Annotated in this window: 11 protein-coding genes and 1 riboswitch; of the genes, 2 read left to right on the top strand and 9 right to left on the bottom strand. The window is 57.2% G+C overall.

Going from position 1 to position 14725, the window contains the following annotated elements; translation table 11 throughout:
* Positions 1-12 precede the first annotated feature (12 nt).
* Both ppk1 and ppx read left to right on the top strand, forming a co-directional pair.
* Positions 13-2082 carry a polyphosphate kinase 1 gene (ppk1, locus tag GWQ27_RS10045; protein WP_021139236.1) on the top strand — a complete coding sequence of 690 codons (2070 nt, stop codon included), beginning with the start codon at positions 13-15 and terminating at the stop codon, positions 2080-2082.
* A complete protein-coding gene (ppx, locus tag GWQ27_RS10040) occupies positions 2072-3562 on the top strand; it encodes an exopolyphosphatase (RefSeq protein ID WP_265462400.1) in 1491 nt (496 codons plus the stop codon). The genes ppk1 and ppx overlap by 11 nt, the downstream gene beginning before the upstream one ends.
* A gap of 85 nt (positions 3563-3647) precedes the next feature.
* On the opposite strand, the gene mgtE is transcribed toward ppx, so the two are convergent.
* The 9 genes from mgtE to flgE form a co-directional block, all read right to left on the bottom strand.
* Positions 3648-4991 carry a magnesium transporter gene (gene mgtE / locus GWQ27_RS10035; protein ID WP_111587573.1) on the bottom strand — a complete coding sequence of 448 codons (1344 nt, stop codon included), beginning with the start codon at positions 4989-4991 and terminating at the stop codon, positions 3648-3650.
* Between the two features lie 122 nt (positions 4992-5113).
* Positions 5114-5283, bottom strand: a riboswitch (M-box (ykoK) riboswitch).
* Positions 5284-5493: 210 nt separating this feature from the next.
* The gene (gene flgL / locus GWQ27_RS10030; RefSeq protein ID WP_111587572.1) at positions 5494-6702 is read right to left on the bottom strand and encodes a flagellar hook-associated protein FlgL; all 1209 of its coding nucleotides are present in this window, start codon (positions 6700-6702) and stop codon (positions 5494-5496) included.
* 4 nt (positions 6703-6706) lie between these two features.
* Complete coding sequence (locus tag GWQ27_RS10025) at positions 6707-8707, bottom strand: flagellar basal body rod C-terminal domain-containing protein (protein ID WP_275907269.1); 2001 nt, start codon at positions 8705-8707, stop codon at positions 6707-6709.
* Between the two features lie 3 nt (positions 8708-8710).
* Positions 8711-9802 carry a flagellar assembly peptidoglycan hydrolase FlgJ gene (gene flgJ, locus GWQ27_RS10020; RefSeq protein WP_275907268.1) on the bottom strand — a complete coding sequence of 364 codons (1092 nt, stop codon included), beginning with the start codon at positions 9800-9802 and terminating at the stop codon, positions 8711-8713.
* Between the two features lie 43 nt (positions 9803-9845).
* Positions 9846-10943: a flagellar basal body P-ring protein FlgI gene (locus GWQ27_RS10015; RefSeq protein ID WP_275907267.1), complete on the bottom strand. Its 1098-nt coding sequence runs from the start codon at positions 10941-10943 to the stop codon at positions 9846-9848.
* An 8-nt stretch (positions 10944-10951) separates the two neighbouring features.
* On the bottom strand, positions 10952-11623 hold the full coding sequence (gene flgH, locus GWQ27_RS10010; protein WP_058394205.1) for a flagellar basal body L-ring protein FlgH: 672 nt from the start codon (positions 11621-11623) through the stop codon (positions 10952-10954).
* 60 nt (positions 11624-11683) lie between these two features.
* Complete coding sequence (gene flgG / locus GWQ27_RS10005; protein ID WP_021139243.1) at positions 11684-12472, bottom strand: flagellar basal-body rod protein FlgG; 789 nt, start codon at positions 12470-12472, stop codon at positions 11684-11686.
* A 14-nt stretch (positions 12473-12486) separates the two neighbouring features.
* Positions 12487-13233 (bottom strand): flagellar basal-body rod protein FlgF, encoded by a 747-nt coding sequence (gene flgF / locus GWQ27_RS10000; RefSeq protein WP_005320205.1) that lies wholly within the window; start codon positions 13231-13233, stop codon positions 12487-12489.
* 142 nt (positions 13234-13375) lie between these two features.
* On the bottom strand, positions 13376-14716 hold the full coding sequence (flgE, locus tag GWQ27_RS09995; protein WP_212539209.1) for a flagellar hook protein FlgE: 1341 nt from the start codon (positions 14714-14716) through the stop codon (positions 13376-13378).
* Positions 14717-14725 lie beyond the last annotated feature (9 nt).

The following is a 14725-nucleotide window of genomic DNA, read 5'->3' as shown; positions in this document are numbered from 1 at the left end:
CAGAGGCATTAGATGAGCACCGACAAGCAGTATGAAGAAAAAGAGCTGAGCTGGCTCTCATTCAATGAACGGGTGTTGCAAGAGGCGATGGACAAGACGGTGCCCCTCATAGAGCGGGTCCGTTTTCTTGGGATCTTCTCCTCCAACCAGGACGAGTTCTTCAAGGTACGGGTGTCGGACGTCAAGCGCCGTATTCTCATCAATGAAGTACACGGCGGCGGTGACGAAGCCAAGGTGCTGCTGCGCGCCATCCAGCAGAAGGTGATGGCGCTCGGTGAAGCGTTCGACAACACCTACAAGGAGTTGTTGATCGCCCTGGCCCGCCACAACATCTTCCTGGTCAACGAGACCCAGATCTCCGAGTCAATCCATCAGTGGTTGCGGGTCTTTTTCAGAGAGAAGGTACTGCGCCACATCATTCCTATCCTGCTCAACAAAGAGGTCAACCCGGTCAAGTTCCTCAAGGATGAGTACACCTATCTGGCCATCGAGATGAAGAAGAATGGCCAGGTGATCCAGTACGCTCTGGTGGAGGTACCGACCGATGATCTGCCCCGCTTCTTCCAGCTGCCGCCGGAAGGCACCCGCCGCAAGAAGCAGATCATCATTCTGGATAACGTCATCCGCTTTTGTCTCGACGAGATCTTCAAGGGCTTCTTCGACTATGACGAGATTGCCGCCTACGCGGTGAAGCTGACCCGGGATGCCGAGTATGACCTCTCCGATCAGCTGGATCTCAGCCTGGTGGACAAGATGAGTGACGGCTTGAAGCAGCGTCTCACCGCCATGCCGGTGCGCTTCGTCTACGAGCGGGAGATGCCCGCCGCCATGATAAGCTTCCTCAAGCTCAAGCTGCAGATCAGCTCCTACGACGCCATCATGCCGGGCGGGCGTTATCACAACTTCAAGGATTTCATCGGCTTCCCCAACGTGGGCCGGGACTATCTGGAAAACCCCAAGCTGCCTGCCCTCGAATGCCGCGACTTTGACGGCTTCGTCAATGCCTTTGATGCCATCGCCAAGCAGGACATACTGCTCTACTACCCGTACCACAAGTTTCATCACTTCACCGAGCTGGTGCGCCAGGCGGCGTTCGATCCTGCGGTCAGTGCCATTCGCATCAATATCTACCGGGTCGCCAAGAAGTCGCGCATCATTCACTCCCTCATCGATGCCGCCAACAACGGCAAGAAGGTGACAGTGGTGGTGGAGCTGCGGGCCCGTTTTGACGAAGCGGCCAACATCGACTGGGCCAACATTCTCACTGACGCCGGGGTCAAGGTGGTGTTCGGGGTGCCGAGCCTCAAGATCCACTCCAAACTCTGTCTCATTACCCGCCACGAAAATGGCGAGGCGGTGCGCTACGCCCATATCGGCACCGGCAACTTCAACGAGAAGACGGCCAAGATTTACACCGACTTCTCCCTGTTGACCCGCCATCCGGATATCACGGCCGAAGTGGAAGGGGTGTTTGAATACATCGAGTACCCCTATAAGCGTTACAAGTTCAACCACCTGCTGGTCTCCCCCATCAACAGCCGCCGTCAGCTCTATCGGCTGATCGACAACGAGCTCACCAACGCCAAGGCGGGACAGCCCAGCGGCATTATTCTCAAGATCAACAACCTGGTGGACAGGGATCTCATCAACCGCCTCTATGCCGCCGGTCAAGCGGGGGTACCCATCCAGATGATCATCCGCGGCATGTGCGCCCTGCGTCCCGGCGTGCCGGGCTTGAGCGAAAACATCAAGGTGATCAGCATCATAGACCGCTTCCTCGAACACCCGCGGGTCATGGTGTTTCACAACAAGGGCAACCCCCAGCTCTATATTTCCAGCGCTGACTGGATGAGCCGCAACATCGACGGCCGAATTGAGGTGGCCACGCCCATCTATGACGAGCGCCTCAAACAGCGCATCATGGACATTCTCGAGCTGCAACTGAGCGACACCTGCAAGGCTCGCGTCATCGATGCGGATCAGAAGAACGAATATGTGAAGCGGGGTAACCGCCGCAAGATCCGTTCCCAGGTCGCGATTTACGACTACCTCAAACGCATAGAGTCAAACAATGGACAATAGCCTGTACGCCGCCGTGGATCTTGGCTCGAACAGTTTTCATATGGTGATCGCCCGCCTCAACGAGGGGCGTATGCAGATAGTTGATCGCATCAAGGAGCGGGTTCGGCTGGCGGAGGGGATGGATGAGCAACGTCGCATGTCGGCAGAGGCCATGGGACGTGGCCTCGACTGTCTCGCCCTGTTTGCCGAACGACTGACCAACATCAAGCCGGATCACATCCGTATCGCCGGCACCTATACCTTGCGCCGCGCCAGCAATGCCCGCGAGTTCGTGCGCGAGGCGGCCACTGTGCTCAACCATCCCATCGAGATCATCAGTGGCCAGGAGGAGGCGCGTCTCATCTATCAGGGCGTCGCCCACACCCAGCATATTGAAGGACAGGTACTGGTGGTGGATATCGGCGGCGGCAGCACAGAGCTCATCATAGGTGAGGGGTTCGACAGCAAGGCACTCACCAGCCGCAAGATGGGCTGTGTCAGCTTCACCCAGCATTTCTTTGCCAACGGCAAGCTGAGCGAGAAGGCCTTCAACGCCGCCGTGCTGGAGACCCAACATCAGCTCGCCCCCATCATCAACCAGTATCGCAAGTTGGGCTGGCAGAGCTGCCTGGGCAGCTCCGGCTCCATTCGAACCGTGCGCGACGTGCTGCAGGGCGAAGGCTGGACTGATGGCAGCATCACATTGGCGGGACTGGAGCGTCTCAAGCGAGAGATGCTCGACCACAAGCGGGTCGATCAGTTGAAACTCGCCGGCCTGACCGAGGAGCGCCAGGAGGTGTTTGCCGCCGCTGTGGCCATACTGCTTGGACTCTTTACCTCTCTGCCCATAGAGAGAATGGAGTATTCGGACGGTGCCCTGCGCGAAGGGTTGCTGTATGAATTCGAGGAGCGCTTGCAGCACCACGACATTCGCGAGCGTACCGCCCTGGCCCTCTCCACCCACTATCGCATCGACAAGCGCCAGGCCAATCGGGTCGAGCAGAGCGTACTGACCCTGTTCGATGCGCTGAGCGGTCCCTGGGAGATGCCGGAGGAGCCCTATCGCGCCATCCTCGGCTGGGCGGCGCGACTGCACGAGATTGGTCTGGCCATCAACTACAGCGGCATCCATCGCCACTCCGCCTATATCTTGCAGCACACGGATCTGCCCGGCTTCAACCAGGACGATCAGGCACTGCTGGCGGCACTGGTGCGGTTTCAGCGCAAGGGGCTCAAGCTCTCCGAGCTCCCTCCCCTGCCCAACCACGACGAGCAGACCGTGCTGCGTTGCATTCGCATCCTTCGCCTCGCCGTGGCGGCGCACCACAGGCGCCAAGACAACCTGTTGCCGGAATGGAAGGTGCAGGCAGCCGAAGATCAGCTGGTGGTCACCCTGCCGATCGATTGGTGTGACGAGAACCGCCTGCTGATGCAGAACCTGGAGAAAGAGCACCGTTATTGTCAGGAGCAGGGGTGGCCACTGCTGTTCCAGCTGAGCTGATCCCCTTTCTCCACCCCGTAAACAGACAAGCAAAAAGGCAGCCCAGGCTGCCTTTTTGCTGTTATCCACTCGTTTTAACGGCGGCTTACTGCAGCTCGGGCAGCAACCACTTGGCCATCTCGAAGTAGATGATGAGGCCGGTACCGTCCACCAGGGTGGCGATGAAAGGAGCAGAAACAACAGCCGGGTCAATCCGGAAGCGACGCAGCACCATGGGAATGATGGAAGCAACGGTGGCGCTCCAGAGCACGATGGCGATGATGGTCAAGGTCACAACCATACCGATCTCGGGGCCGACACCCAGGCTCCAGGCCCGGATCCATGCCGCAACCGCAATCGCTGCCGAGATAAGCAAACCGGTGGAGAGTTCCTTTTTCAAGACGGTCCCCAGGTTCTTCAGACTCACTTCACCCACCGCCATGGCCCGCACTATGGTAGTGGTGATCTGGGTACCACTGTTACCACCGGTACCGATCAGCAGCGGTATGAAGAAGGCCAGCGCAATGGCGGCTTCCAGCTGCTCTTCGAATGCCCGCAGTACTGTGCCCGTATAGGCTTCTGCCACAAACAGGATAAGCAGCCAGCCCACCCGCTTGCGCCACAGTTGCCAGGGAGTCGCCTGCAGATAGGGCGTATCGAGCGGCGAGGAGCCACCCTGCATCTCGGCATCCTCTGTGGATTCGAGCTCTAGGATGTCGGCAGCATCGTCCACGTGGAAGATACCCACCAGCTTGCCCTTCTCCTCTACCGGTAGCGTCGAGATGTCGCGGTCAATCAGCAAACGGGCAGCCATCTCCTGATCAGCACGCGCATTGATGCGCACCGTATCCCTGTCCATCAGGTCGCTGACGGGCAGTTGGGGATCGGCAATCAGCAAGGACTTGAGCGCGATACTGCCGAGCAGACGATGCTCAGCGTTGACCACATACAGGTTCTGGAACAACTGGGCATTGTCCCAGGCATCGTGGATCAACTGCTTGGCACTGCCCACCGTCTGCTGATCGCTGATGGCCAGAAACTCATGGCGCATGTTGGCGCCAACCGATTCGGGTGGCCAGTCGAGCAGGGAGTAGAAGGTGGACTGAGCCGGCTCCGGGAAGCGAGAAAGCAGCATGGTGCGCTCGCTGCTGCCCAGTCGGCGTAGTATGTCCAGCAGATCACGACGAGGAATAGCCCCTTGCAACACACCGATAAGGCTGGCATGCAAGCGCAGCAGCAGACGGCCGGCAACGTCGGCCGACAGTGAGCTCAGCAGGGCCGCGCCTTGTTCAGTGGGCAGGGTATCGAAGATACAGTTGAGCTCTTCCGGACGCAGGGTCAGCAGTTGATCGGCGCGCTGAACCGGATCCAGATTATTCTCCAGCCAGCCCTGCAGGGCAGCCAGATCGAGCAGTTGATGACGATTGAGTAGAGTCTGTGTTTTCTTCATCACAAGTGACCTCATGTGATTTCAGGCAGGGCCTGAGCGCGATCGGATATCCGGTCGCCGTCTGAAAGAAAACAGCAATTTGATTGACGAGTAATAGGCAGGAAATGACGCCGTCCGGCGTGTCATCATCCCCACGTACCAGCTTTAGCACTGCATAACGTATCCGGCATGCCGGAAGCCACTTGGGTTTACACCTTAATCCGATGAAAACTGTCCTGATCTTGGGCGTCTCTGGACGTCGTGAGATCAGTGGCCTTTGTTTATACAGGAGCCTCGCCTAACGAGATGCTGCAAAAAGTACGCACAACCCTTTGTTGTGCGGGCTGCATAATTATCGAATGCTCAATACGAGTCAAGCCACCAGGACAGGGTAATTGGCCTGCTGCAATATCTTGTTACAATTAGGGCTGAAGTGGATTCATATGGGGGTTAGCAGTGGGTATTCAGCAAATGGGCCTTGTCACCTGGCAATGAAATTGCGGTGACAGGGCCCGTGAAAATATCAACGAATATAATCAAACAGCGTCAGTTTGCTTATTTTGCTGAAAGAGAGCTGGGAGGCACTCAATGCCGCGTCCTCTTTCGACAGGGTGGCGATCACTTCATACAAATCCGCCTCGGATACCTTGGCCCTGGCTTGTTGATTGAGGGTACTCAAACCGTCGTTCGAGCCGAGCACCTGCTCCAGACTGTTCATTCTGCCGCCTATCTCGCCCAATCCCTGGTCGACATTCAAGCGGGCATTCTTCATATGGGACGTCGCATCCGCGACTTTTATCTGAAAATCGTCCGCTGAAATATTCGGATCACGCAGCGCAGTAATAAAGTCGGACATACCATCCAGAATATTGTTGTTCTGGGGGGGATCCAGTACGAAGTCTTGTGCCGCACCGCCTGCAGGCAGATCCAGGGTCAGCTCCAGGCCATTGAAGGGGATCTTGTTGCCCGCGACATAATCACCACTTTGCAGCAGGGTGCCGCCACCATCCCGTATTTCATAAGTATCCGGCGTACCAGCGGCCGTGGTTACCGTATATTGGTTGCTGGCAAGAGCGGGATCATAATTATTGCGATAAAAACTGTCGAAGTTTCCCTGATCGGCCACCCCGACTTGAATATTGGCACTGGCAGCACTGCCGGTTCTGCGCGTAGGCACCACCTCAAACAAATTGAAGCCAGAATCATTGGCTGCAATTTGCACCGTCGGTGACACCTGAATATTGCGCTGGCCGGTATCTCCCTGAAACAGATAATTACCGCTGGCATCCTTGACGAAGGGCTGAGTCTTGCTCTGGTTGCCACCAAAAATAAATTCGCCCTGAGAGTTCTTGCTGTTCATCAGGTCAAACATCTGTTTTTGCAACCCTTCCAGCTCACTGGCAATCGCCAGACGGTCATCTGCGCTCACCGCAGAGTCGTTGGATTTCTGGATCAGGGTCTGGGCACTGGTCATGGCGTTGTTGAGCGCGGTCAACACCGTCTCTTCATGACCCAGGCTGTTCTCAAGCAGGCTGCCATTGACACCATACTGCTTGAACAGATCGATCTCCTTGGTCAGCGCCATCTTCTGGCTCATGCCGGAGGGGTCTTCCCCCGAGGTCTTGAACTTGTCCCCGCTCTGCAGCTGTTCATAAGCCGTGCTCAACCTTTCGTTGGCATTGTTCAGCGAGGTGATATTCCGGCTATAGACCATGTTGGTGGTAATACGCATGCACTTACCTCACTGAAGACAACAGGGTATCGAAGATGGTTTTGGCGGTGCTGACCACCTGGGCCGATGCCGCATAAGATTGCTGGTAGCGGATAAGGTTGGCCGCCTCCTCCTCCAGGCTCACGCCAGAGACGCTCTCGAAGATACTGGTGCTCTGGTTCAATTTTGTTTCGTTGGCCTTGAGCAAGGTCTTGGCCTGGTTGGTCTGGTTGCCTATCCCTGTCACCAGGCCCGAGTAAGCCTCGTTGAAGGTCATCTTGTCATTGCTGGTGCCGGCATTGGTGCTCTTGCGCACCAGGTCCTTGTTTTGCAGCTCCGCCAGAGCCAACCCGTTGGCGTTGTCGGCAAAACCATCCTTGTTGTAGCTCAGGGTGAAGCTGTCATTGGCCCTTACCGTACCTGTGATGCTGAACTCATAGCCAGGCGACTGGGTCGGATCGGCATACACCTTGGGTCCCCCCAATGGGCTCTCGATGGCAGCCATCAGATCCTGTCCCTTGCTTGAGGCCGGCGCCACGCCGATGAGGGTAGTGCCATCTGCCGCATAGACTTCGTAGTTGCCGCTGCCATCTATCTTCACCACTTGGGGCGCTGCCGGATCCAGCGTATTGGCACCAAAACCTGAACCCGTGCCTGTATTGAAGACGCCGCCAAGCTTGATCTCGGCAGAACCGAAGTTGTCCTTGTTCTTGTCAACCTTGAGGGGGGATGCCAGCGCCAGATCCTCCGGGCGGGTGGCCGCTTGGCCCAATCCGGCTGCCGCCTGCTTGGTCGGCTGCAGCAGGATCCTGTCCCCTGCAGCGGGCGTACCAGAGAGGTCGATCTGAATGCCATGCCCGGCAACCTCGAAGGTGGCTGGTGGTGTGCTGCCAGTTGCCAGCGAGGTGCGATTGCCATCCTTGTCCAGCGAGAACACCTCGTAACCGGTGGCGCTGCTGAACTGTACCTCGTAATCAAAGGTGGTGACCTCGGTGCCTTTCCCGGGCACGAAGCTGACTTTGGCGGCGCCGGTGCCTGTGTTCTGCTCATAGGTCAGCCCATCGCTGGAGGCAAGGGAGAAGAGATCCCCCCCCAGCTCGTTATCCAGATCCATTCCCAACCGGTTCTGCCGGTTCATGGCATCGGCCATGGCCGCCGCCAACTGACCTAGCTCACGCTTGCTCGGCTCCAGATCATTGCGAGCGGAAAACAAGCCCCCCACCCCGCCACCTATGTCTTTGTCATTGATGGTGGTTTTATTGGCCCCCAGAGTCAGCTGCAGCTCGGACTCCCGAGAATCCGGGTTTCCCGACACAACGCTGAACTGGGCGACCCCGCCATTGAGGACCAGCGAGTGGCCCGTTCTCATGTTGACCAGCATGCTGCCATTGGCCTGAGGCACTGTGCTGATCTCCATTTTTTCGGAGAGCTGGCGAATGGCTTCATCCCGCTGATCGAACAGCATCAGATTCTCTTCCGGCGTTCCCTGGGTGCGGAGGATGGCCTGATTCAGATCATTGATGCTGTTGATGAGGTTGTTAACCTTCTTGGTCTCGTCACCTATGGTGGTGTTGATGGTGTCGGTCTGCTTGTCCAACTGGGCTGACAGGGTATGAAAGCGGTTTACCATGCCGCTGAGCTCGCTCAGGGTGGTCTTGCGACCGGCGATGTCGGCGGGAGCCTCGTTGGCGGTATGGAACGCCTTGAAATAGGAGGTAACGGCTGCACCGACACTGTTGCTGGCATCCCCCAGCAAAATGTCGGCATTGGAGAGCTGCTCGTAGCGAGTGGCGGATGCGAAATAGGCGGACGTATCACGGCGCACCTCACCCTGGGCATAGGTATTGATGACCCGATCGGTCAGCATGTCACCCGTGCCCATACCGACGGAATTGGTATAGATCAGCGTACGCTCACGCACATAGCCCTGGCTGTTGACGTTGACTATGTTGTTGCTGGTGGTCTGCAGCAATCGTTGCTGTGCCAACACACCCGAGGTACCAATTCCAAGCAGATCGCTTGCCATGACTTACAGCTCCATTTCTGTGGCGTTGGTAGCGGAGTAGCCAGCAATGGCATCACTGCGCAACACCTGTTTCAGTTTCCTGGCGTACTGGGGATCCGTGGCATAGCCTGCCTGTTGCAAGGCTTCGAAATAGCGATCCGGGCTGTCCACCTTGGCCAGGGCCCCCTTGTAACGGGTACCCGAGGTCAGGAAATCCACATAGTCGTTGAAGCTCTCCTCAAACGACTCATAAGAGCGAAACGCTGCCTTCTGGCGTGACGCTACCCCTTGTTCATACTCCAGGGTGCTGACCACGGCCTTGGGGCCTTGCCAACGCGGGTCAGCCTTGATACCGAACAGGTTATGGGTGATTTCTCCCTCTCCGTTCTTGATCACCCGCTTGCCCCAACCGCTTTCCAGTGCTGCCTGGGCCACCAGTACCGCCGGGCTCAGGCCCAACTTGTCCGCCGCCTTTTTGGCAAGGGGCATCAGCCGATTGACGAACTCTTCCGGGGTCTCGAACACCTTCGTCGTCTTGTCCAGCGCTTTGGCTCCCCGCACTGCCTGGGCCTCTTGTACCAGACCCATGGGGGGGACGGTACGATGAGTGCGATGCGATGAGGCCAACGGCTGGGCAGCCTCGCCCATCTCTTTATTAGCAAAATCTTTGCCAACTTTTGAAGCCGAGATGAGATCGTTGGCCGCCGAGGTTGGCGGCTGGTAGGGTTTATAGACCCGTTCGGTACGCTGCGGCAGCTTGAGTACGCGGCCATCGTGACGGGTAAAGGTCTCGGGGGAGAACTGCTTGATCACCATGTCGGCCAGCCCGATACCTCCCTTGCTGGCCATGTCGGATACCCGCTGCTCATCCAGCATGCCTTCATAGAACTGGGTATAACTGCTGTTCATGGGGTTGTCCTGAGTCAGCACCTGATTGGCCTGACGCATCCCTTTGAACAGAGTCTGGGTAAAGATGGATTCAAACTGGCGGGCGGCGCTTTGCAGTGCGGCAGCCTGCCCATCCTTGCTCTGGCTCAACTGACGCAGGCGATCCAGGTTCTTGATATCCTGCACCATGCCCATGTTCATGCCGCTGTTGGTGTCAAACTCTGCCATTTTGCTTACCTCATTGCCGCCCGTGGCAACCCCTTGCCGCTTGTTACAGTATGACCAGCTGACCTTGGATGGCGCCCGCCTGTTGCAGCGCCTCCAGAATCGCCATCAGATCGCCGGGAGCCACCCCGACCTGATTCACCGCCCGTACCAGGTCATCCAGCGTCGCGCCAGTATCGAACTTGAACATGCGACCAGGCTCTTGCTGGACATTGATGGTCGAGTTATTGGTCACCACAGTCTCACCTCCCGCCAGTGGATTGGGCTGGGAGACCTGCTGGTTTTCTGCGATGGTGACCGTCAAGCCGCCATGGCTGATAGCCGCAGGCTTGAGCCGCACCTTGCTGCCGATGACAATGGTGCCGGTACGGGAATTGACGATGATCTTGGCAGCCTCACTGGCGGGATCCACCTCCAGGTTCTCTATGGTCGCCAGATAAGAAACCCGCTGACCTGGATCCCTGGGCGCGTAAACCTTGATCGAGGTTGCATCGAGCGCCTGCGCCGTGTTGGGCCCCACCAGATCATTGACCACATCCGCCAGTCGGCGAGCCGTGGTAAAGTCCGGCCTATTCAGGTTGAAGGTGATGGTATCCCCCTGGCCGAAGGAGTTCGGCACCTCCCGCTCCACGGTCGCGCCGTTGGCGATGCGGCCCACGGTCGGCGTATTGATCACCACCTTGGAGCCGTCGGCCCCTTCGGCTCCGAGGCCCCCCACCACCAGACTGCCTTGCGCCACCGCATAGACGCGCCCGTCCAGCCCTTTCAAGAAGCTTTGCAACAGGGTACCGCCCCGTAGACTCTTGGCCTCACCGATGGCCGATACGGTCACATCTATGGTCTGGCCCGGCTTGGAGAAGGGGGGCAAGTCTGCATGGATGGCGACCGGCGCCACGTCTTTTATCTTGGGCTTGATGTTGTCCGGCACCTTGATACCGAAGTTGTTGAGCATGGTGCGAAACGTCTGTTCGGTGAAGGCGTTGTTCTTCTCGCCAGTACCGGGCAAGCCAACGACCAGACCGTAACCAATCAACTGGTTGTTACGAACCCCTTCCACCGAGCTGATGTCCTTGATACGGGAGGCGTTGGCCATTCCCAAAGGCATCAGGCAGCAGATCAGGGTCACAAGACGGAGTGACGTCATAACATCTCCTAAAGCGGCCACCAGGGGCCATTGAAAAAGCTGGTAAGCCACCCTTGCTCCTGGCTGTTGGCCAGATCACCGGTACCACCGTAATGGATACGAGCATTGGCGACCCGTTGTGACGACACACTGTTTTCGGACGTCACGTCTTCGGGCCGGATCATGCCGGTGATCCTGATGTATTCGTTGCCATTGTTGAGCATGATCCACTTCTCGCCGCGCACCACCAGATTGCCGTTGGGCAGCACCTTGGCCACGCTCACCGAAATATTGCCCTGCAGACTGTTGCTCTGATCCGCCTTGGCCTGCCCCTTGAAGGCGCTGTTCTGGCCCAGCGACGCCGACAGATCATAAGGACCTGCCGTGACCGGCACTCCGCCCAGCGTAACGGGCTCCATGCTCAGCTTGTTATCCTTGCCACTCTGGGTATTGGCTTTCTTGGAGGCAGAGGTGGACTCGGCCAACTCTATGGTGATGATGTCACCCACTCTGTGCGCCTTGATGTCCGAGTAGATGCCGTTGACCTGATCGGGTTGAAAAATGGCCCCTGTAGGTCTGACCGACACGGGATCCGACTCCCCGTAAACGGGGGCAAACTCGGGATCATCGGGCTTGGCGGTATTGAGAGTGCTAGTGCAACCTCCCAGCGCCAGCAGTCCCAGCATCCATATGGTTTTCATCATGCGCCTCCTACTGATGTGCGCGAGATCAAAAATAAGCTCATACCGTCCACAGCCAACTTATGTGCGCTGGATCAGGAAGGACATCATGCCGTCCACCGCCGAGAGAACCTTGGAGTTCATCTCGTAGACTCGTTGTGCCTGAATAAGATTGACCAGCTCCTCGGTCACGTTGACGTTGGAGGTCTCCAGCATGCCCTGTTTGATGACCCCGAGCCCGTCTGCACCGGCCACACCCTCGATGGGCGCGCCGCTGGACTGGGTTTCGAGGAACATGTTTTCCCCCATGGGTTGCAGACCGGAAGCATTGACGAAATCAGACAGGTTGATCTGGCCGACAACTTGGGAAGCGCCATCCCCCTTGAGCTGGATCGATACCTGACCATCCGTGCTCACAGTCACGCTCTGGGCATTTTCGGGGATCTGGATCTCCGGCTGCAGCGGATAACCGTTGCCCGGGGTCACTATGGTCCCTTCATCATTGAGGGTGAACTGGCCGTTACGGGTATAAGCCGCGCTGCCGTCTGGCAACTGAATTTCGAAGTAGCCACGGCCGCTGATCATCAGATCGAGCGAGTTGTCCGTGGTCTGCACGTTGCCCTGACCATGGTTCTTCTGGGTGGCCACTACTTTGGCACCGGCACCCAGCATCAGGCCTGACGGCAGTTCGGTATCCGCCGAAGAGCGACCTCCGGGCTGATTGATGTTCTGATAGAGCAGATCCTCGAAGATGGCACGGGATTTCTTGTAACCCACAGTGCTGGCGTTCGCCAGGTTGTTCGAGGTGACCGAGATGTTGGTCTGCTGTGCATCCAAGCCGGTCTTGCTGATCCAAAGTGCAGGGTTCATGTAAAACTCCTTGATTAGCTGATGCGCAGCAACTGGGTTTGGGCTTCGTCATTTTCCTCGGCGGTCTTCATGATTTTGACCTGAGTTTCAAACTGACGTTGCAACCGGATTAGGTTGGTCATTTCGTCGACCACGTTGACGTTGCTCCCTTCCAGGGAGCCTGCAATCAGGCCCACAGTGGCCGAGGCCGCTTCATTCTGGCCATCCTTGCGACGAAACAGTCCGTCCTGGCCCTTCTCCACGGCGTCAGCCGCGGGTTTTACCAGCTTGATGCGCTGGAAGTCTTCCGGCAGGTTGGCCGCAGCCCCTTCAGGACGACCGCTGATGGTGCCATCCCGATTGATCTCGATCTTTTCCATCGGCAACGGCAGCACTATGGGTTGGCCACCATCGTCCACGACGTTGAGGCCGGTAGAGGTCTGCAGGTTGCCAGTCGCGCTCAATTGCAGGTTGCCCATCCGGGTATAAGCTTCGCCACCCTTGGGATCCTGCACCGCAATCCAGCCCTGACCGTCAACGGCCACGTCAAGATCTCGACCTGTCGTCATCAGCATGCCGTGCTGCAAGTTCTGACCGGGCCGCTCCGTCATGGCAAACACCCGGGATGGCAGCCCTTCACCGAATGCCTGCATACTGCGCGCCTGCTCGAAGTCAGACTTGAAACCGACTGTATTGGCATTGGCCAGGTTGTTGCCACGAACAGCCAGGCTATTCATGTTTTCCTTGGCCCCTGACATGGCGATGTAAAGCATGTGATCCATGAGATCCTCCGTCAAACCGATGACTCTGATCAGGTAACTGCAATTTAGGTGCCAACGTCTGTTGAATAAACGCCCACGGAAGGATAACGGAAAGGGAACAATAAAAAGGGGCGCCGAAGCGCCCCCTGTACCACCGTCATCATTAACGGATCTGCAGTATGGTCTGCTGCAACGAACTGTTCACTTCCAGCGAACGGGAGTTGGCCTGGAAGTTACGCTGGGCCGTGATGAGATTCACCAGTTGGGAGGTCAAGTCCACGTTGGATTGCTCCACCGCCGAAGACTTGATACTGCCCAAGGTGCCCGAATTAGGCGTGCCGGGCAGCGCATCTCCAGAAAGCAGAGACTGGCGCCAGGAGGTATCGCCAACCTGAGTAAGTCCTTGCGAGTTGGCAAACTTGGCCAGCGCAACCATGGCAACCTTTAACGTCGTCGCATTGCTGTAGGTGGCAGAAACAATACCGTCCGGCGTAATCTCCACCTTGGTCAGATTACCCACAGTGGCGCCATCCTGGGTCAGCTTGGTGACGTTGAAAGGAGAACTGTATTGAGTCACATCACCGAGACGAATTTCCACTGCCTGAGTGGGGTCTGCACCGTTGTTAATAATCCCGGCTACTGTGCCCAGCGCGACGGTTTTGATCGGGGCGGGTGGAGCTGGAATAGTAAGAGCTGGATCCAATTTTCCGCCGGCGGTAAACCTCATCTGGACGCCAGTGGGAATGCCAGGACCCGGGCTCGCTGAGCCACCATCAATATCAATGGGCTTGTTCCCCTCATACATGTACATGCTCCAGGTACCAGGGGTCAGTGGCGTTCCCGGCGCAGCCGGATCCTCATGGCGGACAAAATATTTGGTGATCACATGGGGGGCTCCAAGCGAATCATATATCGTCACTGAGGTTGAGTGTGCAAAGGTGGCTGAGTTGGTTGGATCAAACGCGGCAGGTGCCGTTGGTGTAGTTTTCGACTCAATACTCAGGTTAAAACTTGCTTCCACCAGCTCGGTCATTTTGGGCTCGCCCGCCCGATCCGGAATTTGAATCGGCTTGGTGGCGTTGATGCTGACCGCCTTGGGCGTCCCATCCGTGTTAATTTCATAACCTTGCAGATAATGGCCCTGATTGTTGACCATATAGCTGTTTTCATTGAGCTTGAAGGCGCCAGCTCGGGTAAAGGTACGATCCAGGTTGGTCAAACCGTCCGAGGTCACAAAGAAGCCGTTGCCCTGGATCCCCAGGTCCAATGCGTTGTTGGTAAATTGCAACGCCCCCTGATGAAACTGCTGGGCAACAGCCCCGGTTGCCACACCATTACCGACCTGTGTCTTGGCATTGACAAAGATCGAGTTGGCATAAACATCGGCAAACTCGGCACGGGACTCTTTAAAGCCCATGGTATTGACGTTGGCAATGTTGTTGGCGGTAACGTTCAGATCTTTTTGTGCCGCGTTGACACCGCTCAAGGCATTGTTAAATGACATATCCAGCTC

It is taken from the genome of Aeromonas sp. 5HA1, from assembly GCF_029237245.1.
GTDB classification, from domain to species: Bacteria; Pseudomonadota; Gammaproteobacteria; order Enterobacterales; family Aeromonadaceae; genus Aeromonas; species Aeromonas salmonicida.
Note: the sequence above shows the minus strand (reverse complement) of the source record. Positions and strands in the feature narration are given on the sequence as shown.